We start from the raw sequence: 17228 nt of genomic DNA, 5'->3' as shown, positions 1-17228 counted from the left end.
TTACGGATCAGGGCGCCACGATTCGCGCTCGTTCCGGCGCACAAGATCGAACAATGCGTGGCCGGTCGGTGGGCCAGTCCCGGATCAGCTGCCCGACCGGCTCAGTCCGACAGTGGTCGACGGCGGATGACCAACAGGGCGATGTCGTCGTTCGGGTGTTCCTCCGCCGTGGTGGCCATGATGTGGTCGCACAACGCCTCGGCCGGCCCCGGCCGCACGGCATCGGCGAGGCGTGCGATCCCGGTGTCGATCACTTCGCTGCGGCGCTCGACCAGTCCGTCGGTGTAGAAGACCAGCGCCGCGCCCGGCGGTAGGTCCAGAACCGTGGTGCGGCGATTGCCCACCGGCCGGCCCACCCCGAGTGGCCGGTCCACCGCCAGACTCACGGGCACGCTGGGCTGGTCGGGAACAGCCAGCAGCGGGGGAAGGTGGCCCGCCGAGGAGACGTGCATCCGCGTGCGGTCGGGTGTGATCAGGGCGTAGACGGCGGTGGTGAGAGTGCCCGCCTCGAAGTGGTGGATCTTGCGGTCGAGTGAGGTCAGTGCCTGGGCGGGGTCGTCGGAATCCAGCGCGTAGGCGCGTAGCGCGCTGCGGATGCGTCCCATCACGACGGCGGACGGCAGCCCGTGACCGGAGACGTCGCCGATGACGGCGCCCAGCCACCCCGAGGGCAGCGTGAACACGTCGTACCAGTCGCCGCCGATGCCCAGGTCGTGGCCCGGGATGTAGCGGGCGGCCAGGTCCAGGCCGGGGACGTCGGGCAGCCGGCCCGGTAGCAGGCTGTGTTGCAGCGCCAGCGCCGCCTGCCGGTCGAGGACCTGCGCTCGGGCCTGACCGGCGAGGCTGGCCCGATCGGCGACGAGCTGCAACAGCTGCACGTCGTCGGGACCGAACCGCCGCAGCGTCAGGGAGCCGACGTGCAGTACGCCGACGAGGTTGCCGTTGACGAGCATGGGCACGCCCAGCAGGACACGGACGCCCTTGGCGAGCAGGATGGGATTGACCACGTCGTCCGGCCCGACGTCATAGATCATGATCGGCGCCCGGGTCGCCGCCACCCGACCGGCGAAGCCGCGCCCGACCCGAATGCGGAAACCGCGGCGTACCTCCTCCTCCAGGCCCTTGGCCGCCGTCGCGACGAGCTCGCCGGTGTGGTCGTCGAGCAGCAGGACGGTCGCGGTGTCGACCTTGAGCAGGTCCCGGATCCGTTCGAGGAGCTCGTCGAGCAACTCGGCGATGTTCAGCCCTGACAGGGCCGCGTCGGTGATCGCCTCGATACGACGCAGCCGCTCGTCGTTCGTCACCAGCTCGGCATCGGCCACCAAGGAAGCCTAGACGCCGGCCCGCCGCCGTCGGCACGCCAGCAGCGAGACCAACAGTGTCGCGCCGCCCGACGGTGAGCACCTGCCCCGGTCCGCGACCCTCACGAACTGAACCGAGCGGGGCCGTGTGGGGCCGTGCGGGGCCTGACTAATGTCATGTGTGCCTGTGCGCCACGCATCGAAGGTCGTGACTAAGCGCACTGGAGACCGCACCGTCCTGTCGATGAGACTCGATTCAACGCCGGAACAACAGCCGGCCGAGTTCGAGGGGCGGCGAGACGGTGGACGAACGCTACGACAGCTACTGCGCCGCGGACCGGCTGTTCTACGACTCGCTCGGCAGCGCCGTCGCGCAGCCCGTCTTCCCGGCCGCCGACCGGCCGGTACCGGCCGGCTGGCGCCGTGAGCCGCTCGACGACTGGCTGATCTACGCGCCCGACGGCGGCTCGCTGCCCCAGCAGGGCTGGAAGATCCACGTGTCGGCAGGTCTGGAGAACGCCGAGCGGGTGCTGGACGCGGTCTGGAACTACTGCGTCCCCCGTGGCCTGTCCTTCAAGTTCCTGCGCGGGCCACGCACGCTGCTGCTGCGCAACTCCAAGTACGCCGCCCGGGCCGCCAGCGGCAAGTTCGTCACCGTCTACCCGCGCGACGACGCGGAGCTGGAACTGACCTGCAAGGAACTCGACGAACTGCTCACCGGCGAGCCCGGACCGTACATCCTCAGCGATCTGCGCTACGGTGCCGGCCCGGTCCACGTGCGCTACGGCGGCTTCGCCGCCCGCTACTGTCACTCCGCCGACGGCCAGGTGGTGCCGGCGATCGAGGACGACTCCGGCACGCTGGTGCCGGACCGCCGTGAACCCGTCTTCCACGTACCGTCCTGGATCACCCTGCCCGACTTCCTCGGCCCGCACCTGGCCGCCCGCAACGACACCAGCACCAACCAGGTGCCGTACCGGATCGAGCGGGTGATCCACTTTTCGAACGGCGGTGGGCTGTACGTGGGCCGGGACCTGCGTACCGACACCGAGGTGGTGCTGAAGGAGGCCCGGCCGCACGCCGGCCTGGACGCCGACGGCACCGACGCCGTCGCCCGGCTGGCCCGCGAGGCGCAGGCCCTGCGGCAACTCGCCGACCTGCCGCAGGTGCCCCGGGTGCACGACGAGTTCGTCCTCGGCGAACACCGGTTCCTCGCGCTCGAGTTCATCGACGGCAAACCACTGAACAAGGTGCTTGTCGACAGGTACCCACTGATCGACGCCGACGCGACCGACGGCGACCGGGCGTCGTACGCCCGATGGGCCCTTCATGTCTACCAACAGGTCGAAACCGTCGTGGCGGCGATCCATGAGCGCGGCCTGGTCTACGGGGACCTGCACCTGTTCAACATCATGATCCGGCCGGACGACCAGGTCGCTCTCGTCGACTTCGAGGTGGCCGCCCCGATCGCCGGACACCGCCGACCCGGGCTGCGCAACCAGGGCTTCGCGGCACCCAGGGACCGCAGCGGCCCGGCCGTCGACAGATACGCCCTGGCCTGCCTGCGATTGGCGCTGTTCCTGCCACTGACCCAACTGGTCCGGCTCGCCCCCGCGAAGGTCACCCACCTGGCCGACATCATCGCCGCGAACTTCCCGGTGCCGAGGTCCTTCCTCGACCCGGCGGTCGAGGAGATCACCGGCGACCCACCGGTCACCACTGACCCACGCATCGGCGCGGACGACTGGCCCACCACGCGTAACCAGCTGACGACGGCGATCGTGGCCAGCGCCACCCCCGACCGCGACGACCGGCTCTTCCCCGGCGACATCGAACAGTTCCGCAGTGGCGGCCTCAACCTCGCCCACGGAGCGGCCGGAGTGCTGTACGCGCTCGACAAGAGCGGCGCCGGGCGGTGGCCCGAACACGAGGACTGGCTGGTGCGGCGGGCGACAGCGCCCCCGTCCGGCACCCGCTGCGGCTTCTACGACGGGCTGCACGGCGTCGCGTACGCACTCGATCACCTCGGCCGCCGACAGGACGCGCTGGACGTTCTCGACATCTGCCTGCGGGAACCGGTGGACGGGCTCGACCACAGCCTGTCCGGCGGGCTGTCCGGGATCGCGCTCAACCTCGCCGAGCTGGCCGGGCGAACCGGGGAGGCGTCGTTGCGCGACGCCGCGTGGCAAGCCGCCGAACGGGTGATCGGGCAACTGGCCGACGACCCGGGCCCGGACGTCAGCGGCGGACACCACCCGTACGCCGGGTTGCTGCGTGGCCGGACCGGACCGGCGCTGATGCTACTGCGCCTCTACGAACTCAGCGGCGACGACGAGCTGTTGGAGCACGCCGCCACGGCCCTGCGTCAGGACCTGCGCCGGTGTGTGCTGCGGCCGGACGGTGCCCTGGAGGTCAATGAGGGCTGGCGCACCATGCCCTACCTGGCGCACGGCAGCGTCGGCATCGGGCTGGTCCTCGACCAGTACCTGCGCCACCGGGCCGACGACCGGTTCGCCGAGGCGAGCGCGGGAATCCGCCGCGCGGCCCGCTCACCGTTCTACGCACAGTCCGGGCTCTTCGCCGGCCGGGCCGGCATCATCGCCTACCTCGCCGCCTCGACCGACCACGCCGACCGCCGCGAACTCGACGCGCAACTGGACCGGCTGAGCTGGCACGCCCTGCCGTACCGGGACGGAACCGCGTTCCCCGGCGAGCAGTTGCTGCGGCTCTCCATGGACTTCGGCACCGGCACCGCCGGCGTGCTGTACGCGCTGGCCAGCGCGCGGCACGACAAACCGCCGGCGCTGCCGTTCCTCGCGCCCCTGCCGGGCGCGCAGAGACTCCCTCGCCACAGCGGGGGCGACCTGATCAGCGAACGGATGGAAGGGAGGTGAACGACATGGCGCTTCTGGACCTCCAGGGCCTGGAGATGGCTCCGGCCGACCGCACGGGCGGCGGTAGCCGGGCGAGCCTGCTGCTCTGCGGCGACAGCTCGCTCTCCGTCACGACCTGCAACTGATCCACGCACACGGGGCCCTGGGTGGGTAGACGTCCCCACCCAGGGCACCCGCGTACCAACGGGAGGACCGATGCCGACGTTCGCCTCGGGGGACAGGCTGCTGCGGCAGACGGTCCTGGCGGGCGGCGGCTGGACCGCCGGACTCGCGGCGGTCGCGCTGCTCGGCGCGGCCGCCGAACTGTTGCTACCCGCGGTGCTCGGCCGCGCCGTCGACGCCGCCCTCGGCGGCGGTTCCGGCTGGTGGGCGGTGTCCGCCTGCGGCCTGGTCGTCGTCCTCATCGGCGTCGACACCCTGACGGACCTGGCCAGCGGGTACGGTGCGGCCCGCGCCACCGCCGGACTGCGCCGGCGTCTGCTGCGTCACCTGTTCGCCCTGGACGTCCGCGCCACCCGCCGGCACCCGGTGGGTGATCTCGTCGGCCGGTTGGTCGGCCAGGCCGCCGACGCGGGACAGGCCGGCAACGCCGTGGTCCTGGCCATCGTGGCGCTGCTTCCGCCGCTCGGTAGCGTCGTCGCGCTCGCCCTCATGGAACCGGTCCTCGGGATCACCCTGCTCGCCGGTCTCGGCCTGCTCGCCGTCCTCATGCGCGCCTTCGTGGCCGACGCCTCGGCGGTGACCGCCGGGTACCAACGGGTTCTCGGCACCATCGCCGGACGGCTGCTGGAATCGCTGGCCGGTGCCCGGACCATCGCCGCCGCCGGCACCACCCACCGCGAGCAGGACCGGGTGCTGGCGGCCCTGCCGGAGCTGGACCGGCACGGCCGGCGTTCCTGGGAACTGCTGGCAAGGGCGAGCGCCCGCACCGCGGCCGTGGCGCCGCTGCTGAACCTGAGCGTCATCGCGGTCGGCGGGTACGCCCTGACCGCAGGCTGGCTCACGCCGGGCGAACTGGTCGCCGCCGTCCGGTACGCGGCCATGGGCGCCGGCCTCGGTGGCGTGCTCGCCACCCTGAACCACCTGGTCCGCAGCCGCGCCGGAGCACACCGGGTCGCCGAGCTGCTGGCACAGCCCGCCGCGCCGGCAGGAGATCGGCCCCTTCCACCCGGCGGAGGCGCCCTGCGGCTGCGCGGGGTGGGCGTGCACGCCGACGACGGTCGACCCATCCTGGAGGGCATCGACCTGGACGTGCCGGCCGGCGCCACAGTGGCCGTCGTCGGCGCGTCCGGTGCCGGCAAGTCGACCCTGGCGGCCGTGGCCGGCCGGTTGTACGACCCCGACCGCGGTGAGGTGCGACTCGACGGTGTGCCGCTGCGCGACCTCGACGCGGCGGCGTTGCGCCGTGCCGTCGGCTACGCCTTCGACCGGCCGGTGCTGATCGGCGCGACAGTCCACGACGCGATCGGCCTGGCGCTGCCGGTCGACGAGGCGAGACCGCCGGCTGACCGGAGCCCGGCCACACCGGCGGTGCTGCGGGCGGCCCGCACGGCGGCCGTCGCCGACGTGATCGACCGTCTGCCCGGCGGCTACCGCACCCCGCTGGTGGACACGCCGCTCTCCGGGGGCGAGACCCAACGCCTCGGCCTGGCCCGCGCGTTCGCCGCCGAGCGGCTGCTCATCCTGGACGACGCGACGTCCAGCCTCGACACCGCCACCGAACACCGGATCACCGCCGCGGTGGTCGGGCGGGCCGGGGAACGTACCCGACTGGTGGTCACCCACCGCACCGCGGCGGCTGCGGCGGCCGACCTGGTCGCCTGGCTCGACGGCGGTCGGTTGCGCGGGCTGGCGCCGCACCGGCAACTCTGGGCCGACCCGGACTACCGGGCGGTCTTCCAGCCGTCCGGCGGCGGATAGTGAGCGGCGTACGCCGGGTGACCTGGCGGGCGCTGCGGGCCCGACGGCGAGGGCTCGCCGGGCTCGGCGGTTGGTCGCTCGTCGAGTCGCTGCCCGCGCTGCTCGCCGGCTATCTGGTCGCCCGCGCCGTCGACGAGGGCTTCCTGGCCGGACGTCTACTCGACGGCCTGGCCTGGTTGGGGGTCCTCGCCGTGGCCGTGCTGGTCGGCGCGGCGGCCACCGGTCGGACGTACCGGAGCCTCGCCGCTGTGGTCGAGCCGTTCCGCGACGAGGTGGCCGCCCAGGTGGTCCGGGGTGCGCTGGGCGACGCCACCCGGGCGGGTGGCCGCCCGGACAGCGCCGCCGTGACCCGACTGACCCACCAGATGGAGATCGTCCGCGACACCTTCGCCGGTCTGCTGATGGTGACCCGTGGTTTCCTCTTCTCGGCGGGCGCCGCCCTGGTCGGCCTGCTCGCTCTGGCACCCGTGGTGGCGGCGCTGGCCGCCGTGCCGCTGGTCGCCGGTCTGGGCGTGTTCCTCGCGGCGCTGCCGGCGATGGTCAGCCACCAGCGTGCGTACGTCCGGGCCGGTGAGCAGCTCGGCCAGTCGGCGGCGACCGCGTTGGCCGGTCACCGCGACGTGCTGGCCTGCGGCGCCCAGACCCGCGTGACGGCCGAGGTGGCCCGCTGGGTGTCGGCGCAGGCCGCCGCCGAACGCATGCTCGCCCGGATGGCGGCGATCCGCAGTCTCAGCCTCGGCATCGGCGGCTGGCTGCCCCTGCTGGTGCTCATGGTGGCCGCCCCGTGGCTGGTCGAGCGTGGTCTCACCGCCGGCGCGGTGCTGGGTGCGCTGATCTACGTCTCCACCGGGTTGCAACCCGCCCTGCACACCCTGGTGCAGGGTCTCGGCGGCGGCGGGCTGCGCTACGTGGTCACACTGGAGAACATCCTGCGCACCTATCCGGTGTCCGACGCCCAGCGCCCGCCAGCCCTCGCCGGCCGGACACCCCATCCCCGGCCGCCCACCGGTCCCGCCGGACGGTCGCCAACCGTCGAGGTCCGGGGACTGACCTTCGCCTACGGTCCGCGCGCCCGGCCCGTCATGCAGAACTTCTCGCTGACACTGGCCGACCGGGACCATCTCGCCGTGGTGGGACCGAGCGGTGCCGGCAAGTCCACACTGGCCGCTTTGATGGCCGGTCTGGTGGCTCCGCAGTCGGGCACTGTCCACCTGGCCGGCGCGCCGGTCGCCGCCGTCGATCCGGTCAGTCTCGCCCGGATGCGCGTGCTGGTACCCCAGGAGGCGTACGTCTTCACCGGCAGTCTCGCCGACAACCTCCGCTACCTGCGGCCGGACGCCGACGAGCACACGCTGGAGGTCGCCCTCGACGCGCTCGGCGCGCGTCCGCTGGCCGCCCGTCTGGGTGGCCTGGGTGCGCCGGTCACACCGGCCCTGCTCTCCGCGGGCGAGCGGCAACTCGTCGCGGCGGTCCGCGCCTGGCTGGCACCCGCCCCGCTGGTGCTCCTCGACGAGGCGACCTGTCACCTGGACCCGGCGCTGGAAGCGACGGTCGAGGCAGCCTTCGCCCGGCGGCCCGGCAGCCTCGTGGTGATCGCACACCGGATCAGTTCCGCGCTGCGGGCCGCTCAGGTGCTGGTCCTCGACGGCGACGAGCCCTTGATCGGGACGCACCAACAGTTGATGGCCCGCTCGGCCACCTACCGGACGCTCGTCGGCTGCTGGGACGACCCGGCGGTGCCGTCCTGGAGAGCGTCGGCGCGGTCGGGCTGAACCCCGCGCGTCAGTGCCGACGTGCCGGTCAGATCCACCCCGCCTCGCCCGCCATCCGCACGGCCTCCACCCGGGTACGGGCGCCCACCTTGCGGGCGATCCGACCGAGATGGTTACGGACGGTGCCGCGGGTGAGCCCGAGCGACGCCGCCACCTCGGCGACCGGTGCCCCCGCGGCCGTCAGCCTCAGCACCTCCGTCTCGCGGCTGGTCAGTGGACCGTCCGAGCGCAGCGCCGCGACGACGAGATCCGCGTCCAGCACGGGCTCCCGGCGGGCGAGCCGGCGGATCCCGTCGATGACCCGGTGCGGGGCGGCGTCGTTGCGCAGGATGCCGACCGCCCTGGTGGGGCAGAGCAGGCCCCGCAGTCGCCGTGCCCGGTGCGGGTGGGCCAGCAACAGCAGGGGGCAGCCGCCGAGGCGGCCGGTATCGATTCCCTCGACGACGTCGAGGTCGGCCACCACCACGTCGGGGCGTTGGGTGTGAACGGCCGCGGAGACCGCATCACCGCGATCCACCTCCGCCACGACGCGGATGTCCTCCTCGGCGGCGAGGACGAACGACAGCGCACCCAAGACCAGGGCGCCGTCGAGGGCGAGCAGGGTACGGATCACGATGGACCTTCCTGCACTCCGGTAGTGATCACTCAACGTCAACATTCAAACACGAGACGGGTGGGTCCGCACGGTGACGGGGCGGGTCCGGACTGTCTCCACCGGACCCGCCCCGACGGCTACAGCCAGCCGTTACGCCGCGCGCGAGACACCGCCTCCAACCGGTTGCGGGCCCCGGTCTTGCGCAGGATCACCGACAGGTGATTGCGCACCGTTCCGTGCGCCAGGTAGAGGCGGACGGCGATCTCCTTGAGGGGCAGGCCCTCGGCGGCCATCCGCAGTACGTCCATCTCCCGAGGCGTCAACGGCGTCTCGGCGGGGCTCAGCGCCGCCACCGCCGCGCTCGGATCGATCGCCCGCTCCCCGGCCGCGAGGGCGCGGATCGCCCGCACCAACTCGGCCAGAGAGCTGTCCTTCCCGACCAGGCCCCGTGCGCCGGCCGCCAGCGCCGCCTCCACCAGGGTTGGGCTCCACCGAGGGCTCATCGCCAGCACGGCGGCCTCCGGCGCCTCGACGTCGATGCGGGCGACCACCTCCACCGGGTCGGGCAGCTCCGGCGTCAGCGCCAGCACCACCACCTGTGGCCGGCACCGCCGAACCACAGTCAACAGCTCGCCGACACCCTCGACGTCGGCGACCACCTCCATGTCCTCCTCTCGTGACAGCGCGGCGCAGAGCGCCCCGCGAAGCAGACCCATGTCCTCGGCGACAACAACGTGGATCACCACGTTTTCTCCGATCTCAGGTACGCGTCACGGCGGCCACCGATCCCGGAGCGTCCACGGGTTGATCAGGGCGGTCGTGCGCGACAGACGGGCAGGCAGCGGCCCGCGGCGCCGTCGCTGTGGACGGGCGCGGGCACTGATCGACCGGCCGACGGGTGGAGCGGGCCGGGGAGGCCCCCACCGGGTCGGTCGACCCGCCCTCAGCCCGGGCGGGCGATCGCAGCCGGAGTGCGGCTCTCGACCAGGAGCGGCGCGAGATCGCCGGGCTGTACAGCACCGAGGTGCGACTGCCGGTCCACCGGCCGGGCCAGCCCCGGCCCGGGTTTCGACCGGTCGTCGACACCGGCGGCGTCCTGGTCGACGGGCATGACGGGTAGGCCAGAGAACTCACCCGCGCCGTCCACCGGCTCCCGTGGCACGGCCCGGTACCTCGTCGTCGACGCGGTGGGCGGCGCGGGGCCGACGACAGGCATTTGTGCCGGCGCGGCCGGTGCCGGCGGCGCCGCGGCGGGCGCGGGGGGCGGCGGCGGATCCGCCGGCGGCGTCGGCACCGTCGGTACGGGAGCCGGGTCGGTCACCGCCGGAACCGGGGCCGGGGCCGGCCCGAGCGCCGGCGGAACGGGCGGCTGAGGTGTCGCCGCGGGAACCACCACCGTGTCGAGAGCCGGTGGTAGCACGGCGTCGACGACGTGCAGGAGCGCCGCGACGAGGGGTCGGATCGGCACCGCGCGGACGATGTCGACGACGTGCGGCAGCGGGGCGGTGACCAGGCCCACCAGCGGCGAATCGCCTGGCACGTGCAGCGTCGGCGGGTTGGGGGCGCGTTGGTCAAGGCCGGCGTCGCGGGCAAGGTGGCGGTTGATGACGTCGGCGGTGGCCGGCGGTCGCGGCGCTTCAGCGGCACGGCGCGGCGGCTCGGCACGGTGAGCCGCCCGATGAGCCGCGCGAGCGACCGAAGCCGGCTGGAGCGTGTCGGGCTCTGCCGCGCCAGGTGGGACGGACGCGTCGGCCCGGGGCGGCGGCACGGACGCGGGCGGTGCGTCCGGCGCGCGTCGAGGCTCCGTGGTGGGTGTCTGCTCGCGGGGCGCGACGACGCCGCCGATGAGCCCGGCCAACGGGGCGCGCGGCCGGTCGCGGCGGCGCTCGTCGGCACGTGTGGCGCGCTGGCGGTCCTCATCAGGGCGCTGCGCGGCCGTCAGCCGCACGACCGGCTCGACCAGAGCGCCGAGCTTCCGTTGCGGCTCAGCGCCGGGCTCGCTGTGCGCCCCGTCGGCGGCGGCCGGTCCCTGGAACAGGGCGGCCACGACGAAGCCGGCCCCGACGGCGACCGCGATCAGCACCATCCACCGGGCGATGCTGCGCAGCCGGTCAGCGGCAAGCGGCGCAGATCGGCCCGGCGCCGACGCCGGCGCGGTTCCGTTGACGGGACTTCGCACGCGGGCACGACCCCTTCCTCTGGATTGCTGACCCATCGTAGCGATGCGCTTACCTAGCCGCATCCGGTGACGTGTCCTGCCCGGCGCGGCGCGGGCCCGGTTATCGGGCGGTTTCGGGTCAGTCCGGGCCGAGGGCGGTGACAACAATCTGACTGATTGCTCAGGGTGTCGCGTTCCCGCCCGCCTCGATGTGACGGTCGACCGGCTGTTCGACGGCAACACGCCAGCGGGCACCGTGCGACGGTCCATCATGGAACGAGAGCGGGTGTACCGTCGCCGCATGACGGTGCTGCAGGAGTTTGTCGCCGCTCTTTCCAGCGGCCGGATCCAGGTTGTCGACCTCACCGCTCCGCTGTCGGACCAGACCCCGATCCTGGGTCTGCCCGAGCAGTTCGGCCAGACCTGGCCGTTCCAGCTCAACGAGATCAGCCGGTACGACGACAGGGGCCCGGCCTGGTACTGGAACAACTTCTCCACCGGCGAGCACACCGGCACCCACTTCGACGCCCCGGTGCACTGGGTCAGCGGTCGACACGGCGCCGACGTGTCGCAGGTCCCGGTGAGTCAGTTGATTGCCCCGGCGGTGGTGATCGACCGTGCCGCCGACGCCGCCGACAACCCCGACTTCCTGCTTGAGGTGGAGCACGTCAAGGCGTGGGAGGCGGAACACGGGCCCCTGCCCACCGGTGGCTGGCTGCTCTACCGCACCGGCTGGGACACGTACGGCGACGACCCGCAGCGGTACGCCAACGACGGGCGTACCCCGGGCATCTCCGTGGAGTGCGCGCGCTGGCTGGCCGAGGAGTCGCCGATCCGTGGCGTCGGGGTGGAGACGGTCGGGACCGACGCGGGCGCCGCGCACTCGTTCGACCCGCCGTTCCCGTGCCACTCGTTCCTGCTCGGCCAGGACAAGTACGGTCTGACCCAGCTCCGCAACCTGGGGCAGTTGCCGACCACCGGTGCGGTGGTGATCGCCGGCCCGCTGCCGATCGTCTCCGGCTCCGGCAGCCCGTGTCGGGTCCTCGCGCTGGTCGAACGCTAGGCCGGGCCACCGATGCGGGTAGCCGAGGTGGTTGGGCGGGTCCTGCACGGCCACGGCGCACGGCACGTCTTCGGGGTGGTCGGCAGCGGCAACTTCCACGTCACGAACGCCCTCGTGGCGGCCGGCGCCCGGTTCGTGGCAGCGGCCCACGAGGGCGGCGCGGCGAGCATGGCCGACGGGTACGCGCGCACCTGCGGGCGGGTGGCTGTCCTCTCGGTGCACCAGGGGCCGGGCGTCACCAACGCGCTGACCGGCCTCACCGAGGCCGCGAAGAGTCGTACCCCGATGGTGGTTCTGGCCCCGGAGGCCACCGCCCCGCTGTCGAACTTCTTCATCGACCTGCCGGCACTCGCCGCCGCGGTCGGGGCCGACTTCCACCGGGTACGCGCGACGCACGCGGCCGAGGACGCGGGCGCGGCGTACCGGGCCGCCGCCCTGGGTGCGACGGTGGTGCTGGGCCTGCCGTTGCAGGTGCAGAGCGCGGAAACCGAACCGTGGTCGGGCCCGGTCCCCGTCGTCGCTCCGACCCCGAGCGCCGTCCCGCAGGTCGAGCCGTTGCTGACCGCGCTCCAGGCCGCCCGCCGACCGGTCTTCATCGCGGGTCGGGGCGCCCGCGCGGCCCGGGAACCACTGAGCCGGCTCGCCGACGCGTGCGGCGCGCTGCTCGCGGTCTCGGCGGCGGCGAAAGGACTGTTCGCCGGGAACCGGTGGAACCTCGACGTGGCCGGCGGCTTCGCCACCCCGCTCGCCGCCGAGCTGATCGGCGCGGCGGACCTGGTCGTCGCGTGGGGCAGCACGCTGAACATGTGGACCACCCGGCACGGCGAACTGATCCCGCCCACCGCCGTCGTCGTCCAGGTCGACCGTGACCCGGCCGCGTTCGGGGTGAACCGCCCGGTCGACCTGACGGTGGCCGGCGACGTGACGGCGGTCGCCGAGGCGGTCCTCGGTCGACTGGGTGAGCACTCCACGGCGGCTGTGCCCGGCGGGTGGCGTACCCAGGAGCTGGCCCGACGGATCCGCGACGATGGGCGGTGGCGGACGGTTCCGTACCAGGATGAGGGAGGTGGCACCCCGGCGACGATCGACCCCAGGACCCTCTCGGCCGCCCTGGACGACCTGCTGCCGCCCGACCGCACGGTGGTGGTCGACTCGGGCAACTTCATGGGTTACCCGTCGATGTGGCTCGACGTACCGGACGTGGCCGGGTTCTGCTTCACTCAGGCGTTCCAGTCGGTCGGGCTCGGTCTGGCCAGTGCGCTCGGCGCGGCGGTCGCCCGACCGGACCGGCTCACCGTCGCGGCGGTCGGCGACGGCGGCTTCGTCATGTCCGCTACCGAACTGGTCACCGCCGTCCGGCTGGCGCTGCCCCTGCTCGTGGTGATCTACGACGACGCGGCGTACGGCGCCGAGGTGCACCACTTCGGCCCGGACGGGCACCCGTTGGACACTGTCACCTTCCCGGAGACCGACCTGGCCGCGATCGCCCGTGGCTACGGCTGCGACGGGCTGACAGTCCGGACCGTCGACGATCTCCTACCGGTACGCCAGTGGCTCGCCGGTCCCCGTACCCGACCGCTGGTGATCGACGCCAAGGTCAGCTCCGCACACGGCTCCTGGTGGCTGGAGGAGGCGTTCCGTGGCCACTGAGCCACCGTCGTGTCCAGGGGTCAGCGGTGTCGCCCGGCCAGGTCGGTGACGTACGGTGGCGCGGTGGCAACTCTCTGGACCCTGGGATGCGACGCCGACGATCCCCAGCGCATCGCTGCTTTCTGGGCGCTCGCCCTCGGCTACGTCAAGGAACCCGGTTTCGACGAGCCCGACAACGCGTCCATCGTCGACCCGGACGGCCGGGGCCCCGCCATCGGCTTCCTCAAGGTCCCCGAGGGCAAGTCCGCCAAGAACCGCATGCACATCGATGTCCGGGTGTCCGGTCCGGGCTCCGGGGACATGGCCGAGCGCACCCGGTTGATCCGGCAGAAAGTGCCCGACCTGGTTGCCGCCGGCGCGACGGTGGTCCGCGAGGAGTGGTACGGCGATGTCCTCGGGCATGTCGTTATGCGCGACCCCGAGGGCAACGAGTTCTGCGTCGCGTAAAGCCATGATCACTGCCGGCGGCGGCGGTGCTGAGGCTGGCCCGTCGAGCAGCGCCGGCATGCGCAGCCGGCCCGTCCTCGCCGAGGAGGACGCGCACGCGTCGGTCGTCCGGGAGCAGGTGGCAGACTCATCGGCGTGGACGATGGGGCCGCATCGACGGTGGACGGTGAGCTGGAGAGCGTCAGCCTGGTGGACCTCGCCGTCTCCCGGCTGACCCGGGAGATCCTCAGCGGCAAGAGCGACCCGGGCGAGCGCCTGGTGGAGGAGCAGTTGACCCGGCGGCTGGGGATCAGTCGGGCTCCGCTGCGCGAGGCGCTGCGGTTGCTGGCCCAGCAGGGTCTGGTCGAGCACGTTCCCCGGCGCGGAGTGCGGGTCGCCACCCTGTCGGACCGCGACGTGCGGGAGCTGTACGAGCTGCGTGACGTCTTGGAACGCTTTGCGGTACGGGCGGGCATCCCGGTTGGCAGGGAGAGTGAGCTCGCCGGACTGCGAGCGACGCTGGACCAGTTGCGGGAGGCGACCCGGGCCGGCGACCGGATGGCCGTCGCCGAGTCGCACCGGGAGTTCCACGTCGCGCTTGTGGCGCTCGCCGGTAACCGGCAGCTCTCCGCTGTGTACGGCTCGATCCTGGTGAAGCTTCAGCTCTACATGGCGATCAACCTGCGCCGGGAGGCGGAGCTGGCGCAGCCGCTGGACGGGGTCCACCGGCACGAGCGGTTGTTCGAGGCGGTCGCCGGGGGAGATCCGGAGGAGGTTCTCACCGTGCTCTCCGGACACGGCGCGCGCCTGTACCTCGGCTAGCCTGGCCAGCCGTGGGCCGGCAGAGTCACTGCCACACGCCGTCATGTCGTCGTTACGTTCGGCGCGGTTTCCCGTAACAGAACAGTCGACAATCGACTGTATGCCAGAGCGAGTGGGGTCCATTTCGGAGCTACGGTCCGCGTACCGCGAGGGCAGCCTGACCCCGGCGGAGCAAGCCGAACGCATCCTGGACGGGTTCGCCGGGCGCGACGACGGGCCGGTCTGGATCAGCACCGTTCCGGCCGATCGACTGCGTGAGCGCGCGGAGTCGCTGAGCCGCCACGGTGATCCGGAGCTGCCGCTGTACGGGATCCCTTTCGCGGTCAAGGACAACATCGACGTGGCCGGCATGGTCACCACGGCGGGCTGCCCCGATTTCGGCTATGAGGCCGCCGAGGACGCGCCTGTGGTGCGCCGACTCCTCGACGCCGGCGCCCTACTGGTCGGCAAGACCAACCTCGACCAGTTCGCCACCGGCCTGACCGGTGCCCGCTCGCCGTACGGCAGCTGCCAGAGCGTGTTCGGCGGCGGCCTCATCTCCGGGGGGTCCAGCTCCGGCTCGGCGGTCGTGGTGGCCACGGGCCAGGTCAGCTTCGCCCTGGGCACGGACACCGCCGGCTCCGGTCGGGTGCCGGCGGCGCTCAACGGAATCGTCGGCCTGAAGCCCACCCGGGGTCTGCTCAGCACTGCCGGTGTGGTGCCCGCCTGTCGCTCGCTCGACTGCGTGTCGGTCTTCACCCCCGACGTGGCCGGCGCCCTCGACGTGCTGCACGCGGCCCGTGCGGTCACGTCGACCGACCCCTGGGGACGTCCGTTCCCGGCCGAGCGGGTGGTTCCCCGCCTGCCGGGGACGCTCCGCCTCGGGGTGCCCCGGGCAGAAGACCTGGAATTCTTCGGCGACGCCGGCCAGGAGGCCCGGTTCGCCGCTGGCGTGGAGCGGCTGCGCACGTTCGTCGGAGCCCCGCGGTCGGTGCCGCTCGGTGCCTTCTTCGAGGCGGGCGACCTGCTCTATCGGGGGCCGTGGGTGGCCGAACGTCTCGTCGCCCTGGACGGCTTCCTGCGGTCGCACCCCGAGTCGGTCTTCGAGGTGACCCGGGCCGTCCTGGAGACCGGGCGGCGCTACGACGCGATCGACGCCTTTCGGGGCCAGCACCGCCTGCGCGAACTGCGCGCGCAGGTCGACCAGCTCTGGCAGGACATCGACGTGCTGGTGGTGCCCACCGTCGGCACCACCTTCACGCTCGACGAGATCGCCGAGGACCCGATCGGGCGTAACGCCATGCTGGGCCGCTACACCCAGTTCGCGAACCTGCTCGACCTGGCAGCGGTGACCGTACCGAACGGGTTCACCAGCTCCGGCCGCCCGGCGAGCCTGACCCTGGTCGGCCCGGCGTTCAGCGACACGACCCTGGCCCGACTGGCCGCCACTCTCACCGAGGGCGGCGAGTCGACCCGGACGGTCGAGGCCGGCTCACCGCCGCCGCAGCGCTCGGCCGAGCTGCTGATCGCCGTGGTCGGCCGGCACCTGGCCGGCGAGTGCCGCAATGGCGAACTGCTCGGGCACGGCGCGGTTCTCGCCGGCGCCGCCCGCACCGCGCCGCTCTACCGGCTGTACCGGATGGACACCGTCGATGGCGACGGGCTGCCCGGCCTGGTGCGGATCGATCCGGACGGGTCGTCGGGCCACCCGATCGAGGTCGAGCTGTGGCGGCTGCCCAGCGCGGCGCTCGGCGAGTTGCTGGCCGGAGTGCCGGCGCCCCTCTCGCTCGGCTGGGTCCAGTTGCACGACGGGCGGGACGTGCTCGGTTTCCTCTGCGAGGCGTATGCCGCCGGCCCGCCGGCCGAGGACATCAGCGCCAGCGGCGGGTGGCGGGCCTACCGCCGTTCCGCCGCCCGACGCTGAGCGGCGACCAGCGATCACGACAGGAGGCGAGAGGATGGGAAGCATCGGGCCGGTAACGGCCAACCCCTATCCGTGGCCGTACGACGGCGCGGCGGACACCGCGCGTACCGCACTGCTCTGCATTGACTGGCAGACCGACTTCTGCGGACCGGGCGGCTACGTCGACGCGATGGGGTACGACATCACCCTCACCCGGGCCGGTCTGCCGGCCACCGCCCGGCTACTGGAGCACGCGCGATCGCTCGGGATGCTCGTCGTACACACGAGGGAGGGGCACGATCCTGAGCTGTCCGACCTGCCGGCGAACAAGCGGTGGCGTTCGGCGCGCATCGGCGCCGAGATCGGCTCGGCCGGCCCGGCCGGCCGGATCCTGGTCAGGGGCGAGCCGGGCTGGGAGATCGTGCCCGAGGTGGCCCCGGTGGCCGGCGAGGTGATCATCGACAAGCCGGGCAAGGGCGCGTTCTACGCCACCAACCTCGACCTGGTGCTCCGCACCCGGGGCATCACCCACCTGATCCTCACCGGTATCACCACCGACGTCTGCGTGCACACCACGATGCGCGAAGCGAACGACCGAGGGTATGAGTGCCTGATCCTCTCCGACTGCACCGGTGCCACCGACAAGGCCAACCACGACGCCGCCCTGCACATGGTCACCATGCAGGGCGGCGTCTTCGGCTGCGTCACCACATCCGACGACGTCATCGCCGCGACGGTCGAGTGA

The 17228-nt window shown here is 72.9% G+C and carries 14 protein-coding genes; 10 read left to right on the top strand and 4 right to left on the bottom strand.

Annotated features, from left to right (window positions below; translation table 11 throughout):
* Nucleotides 1–101: 101 nt before the first annotated feature.
* Entirely contained in the window at nt 102–1322 is a 1221-nt protein-coding gene (locus QSK15_RS21375; RefSeq protein WP_285795931.1) for a PP2C family protein-serine/threonine phosphatase, read from the bottom strand.
* Between the two features lie 281 nt (nt 1323–1603).
* On the opposite strand from QSK15_RS21375, the gene lanKC reads away from it, so the two are divergent.
* The 4 genes from lanKC to QSK15_RS21355 all read left to right on the top strand — a co-directional run bounded on the left by lanKC (nt 1604) and on the right by QSK15_RS21355 (nt 7887).
* A complete protein-coding gene (lanKC, locus tag QSK15_RS21370; protein ID WP_285795930.1) occupies nt 1604–4195 on the top strand; it encodes a class III lanthionine synthetase LanKC in 2592 nt (863 codons plus the stop codon).
* A gap of 5 nt (nt 4196–4200) precedes the next feature.
* Entirely contained in the window at nt 4201–4320 is a 120-nt protein-coding gene (locus QSK15_RS21365; RefSeq protein ID WP_013734295.1) for a SapB/AmfS family lanthipeptide, read from the top strand.
* Between the two features lie 70 nt (nt 4321–4390).
* Nucleotides 4391–6115, top strand: a complete 1725-nt coding sequence (locus QSK15_RS21360) for an ABC transporter ATP-binding protein (RefSeq protein WP_285795929.1) — start codon at nt 4391–4393, stop codon at nt 6113–6115.
* A complete protein-coding gene (locus QSK15_RS21355) occupies nt 6115–7887 on the top strand; it encodes an ATP-binding cassette domain-containing protein (protein WP_285795928.1) in 1773 nt (590 codons plus the stop codon). The genes QSK15_RS21360 and QSK15_RS21355 overlap by 1 nt, the downstream gene beginning before the upstream one ends.
* A gap of 28 nt (nt 7888–7915) precedes the next feature.
* Here QSK15_RS21355 and QSK15_RS21350 read toward each other — a convergent pair whose 3' ends face one another.
* The 3 genes from QSK15_RS21350 to QSK15_RS21340 form a co-directional block, all read right to left on the bottom strand.
* On the bottom strand, nt 7916–8500 hold the full coding sequence (locus QSK15_RS21350) for a response regulator transcription factor (protein ID WP_285795927.1): 585 nt from the start codon (nt 8498–8500) through the stop codon (nt 7916–7918).
* A gap of 119 nt (nt 8501–8619) precedes the next feature.
* Entirely contained in the window at nt 8620–9225 is a 606-nt protein-coding gene (locus QSK15_RS21345; protein ID WP_285795926.1) for a response regulator transcription factor, read from the bottom strand.
* A gap of 200 nt (nt 9226–9425) precedes the next feature.
* Nucleotides 9426–10568 (bottom strand): hypothetical protein, encoded by a 1143-nt coding sequence (locus QSK15_RS21340; protein WP_285795925.1) that lies wholly within the window; start codon nt 10566–10568, stop codon nt 9426–9428.
* Nucleotides 10569–10941: 373 nt separating this feature from the next.
* Here QSK15_RS21340 and QSK15_RS21335 point away from each other — a divergent pair, with 373 nt between their 5' ends.
* From QSK15_RS21335 to biuH, 6 genes are all read left to right on the top strand, one after another.
* Nucleotides 10942–11703, top strand: coding sequence for a cyclase family protein (locus tag QSK15_RS21335; protein ID WP_285795924.1), 762 nt, complete (start codon nt 10942–10944; stop codon nt 11701–11703).
* 12 nt (nt 11704–11715) lie between these two features.
* Complete coding sequence (locus QSK15_RS21330; RefSeq protein ID WP_285795923.1) at nt 11716–13353, top strand: thiamine pyrophosphate-binding protein; 1638 nt, start codon at nt 11716–11718, stop codon at nt 13351–13353.
* Nucleotides 13354–13416: 63 nt separating this feature from the next.
* Nucleotides 13417–13800 (top strand): VOC family protein, encoded by a 384-nt coding sequence (locus QSK15_RS21325; protein WP_285795922.1) that lies wholly within the window; start codon nt 13417–13419, stop codon nt 13798–13800.
* 135 nt (nt 13801–13935) lie between these two features.
* On the top strand, nt 13936–14601 hold the full coding sequence (locus QSK15_RS21320) for a GntR family transcriptional regulator (protein ID WP_285795921.1): 666 nt from the start codon (nt 13936–13938) through the stop codon (nt 14599–14601).
* A gap of 100 nt (nt 14602–14701) precedes the next feature.
* The gene (gene atzF, locus QSK15_RS21315; RefSeq protein ID WP_285795920.1) at nt 14702–16504 is read left to right on the top strand and encodes an allophanate hydrolase; all 1803 of its coding nucleotides are present in this window, start codon (nt 14702–14704) and stop codon (nt 16502–16504) included.
* A 34-nt stretch (nt 16505–16538) separates the two neighbouring features.
* Complete coding sequence (gene biuH, locus QSK15_RS21310) at nt 16539–17228, top strand: biuret amidohydrolase (protein WP_285795919.1); 690 nt, start codon at nt 16539–16541, stop codon at nt 17226–17228.

The organism is Micromonospora sp. NBRC 107095 (assembly GCF_030269705.1).
Classification (GTDB): Bacteria; Actinomycetota; Actinomycetes; order Mycobacteriales; family Micromonosporaceae; genus Micromonospora; species Micromonospora parva.
Note: the sequence above shows the minus strand (reverse complement) of the source record. Positions and strands in the feature narration are given on the sequence as shown.

What these genes read in the sequence shown, in the direction of transcription:
- QSK15_RS21365 (WP_013734295.1), top strand. Translation starts at nt 4,201, where the DNA reads ATGGCGCTTCTGGACCTCCAGGGCCTGGAGATGGCTCCGGCCGACCGC.
- QSK15_RS21360 (WP_285795929.1), top strand. Translation starts at nt 4,391, where the DNA reads ATGCCGACGTTCGCCTCGGGGGACAGGCTGCTGCGGCAGACGGTCCTG.
- QSK15_RS21340 (WP_285795925.1), bottom strand. Translation starts at nt 10,568, where the DNA reads ATGGTGCTGATCGCGGTCGCCGTCGGGGCCGGCTTCGTCGTGGCCGCC.
- QSK15_RS21335 (WP_285795924.1), top strand. Translation starts at nt 10,942, where the DNA reads ATGACGGTGCTGCAGGAGTTTGTCGCCGCTCTTTCCAGCGGCCGGATC.
- QSK15_RS21330 (WP_285795923.1), top strand. Translation starts at nt 11,716, where the DNA reads ATGCGGGTAGCCGAGGTGGTTGGGCGGGTCCTGCACGGCCACGGCGCA.
- atzF (WP_285795920.1), top strand. Translation starts at nt 14,702, where the DNA reads ATGCCAGAGCGAGTGGGGTCCATTTCGGAGCTACGGTCCGCGTACCGC.
- biuH (WP_285795919.1), top strand. Translation starts at nt 16,539, where the DNA reads ATGGGAAGCATCGGGCCGGTAACGGCCAACCCCTATCCGTGGCCGTAC.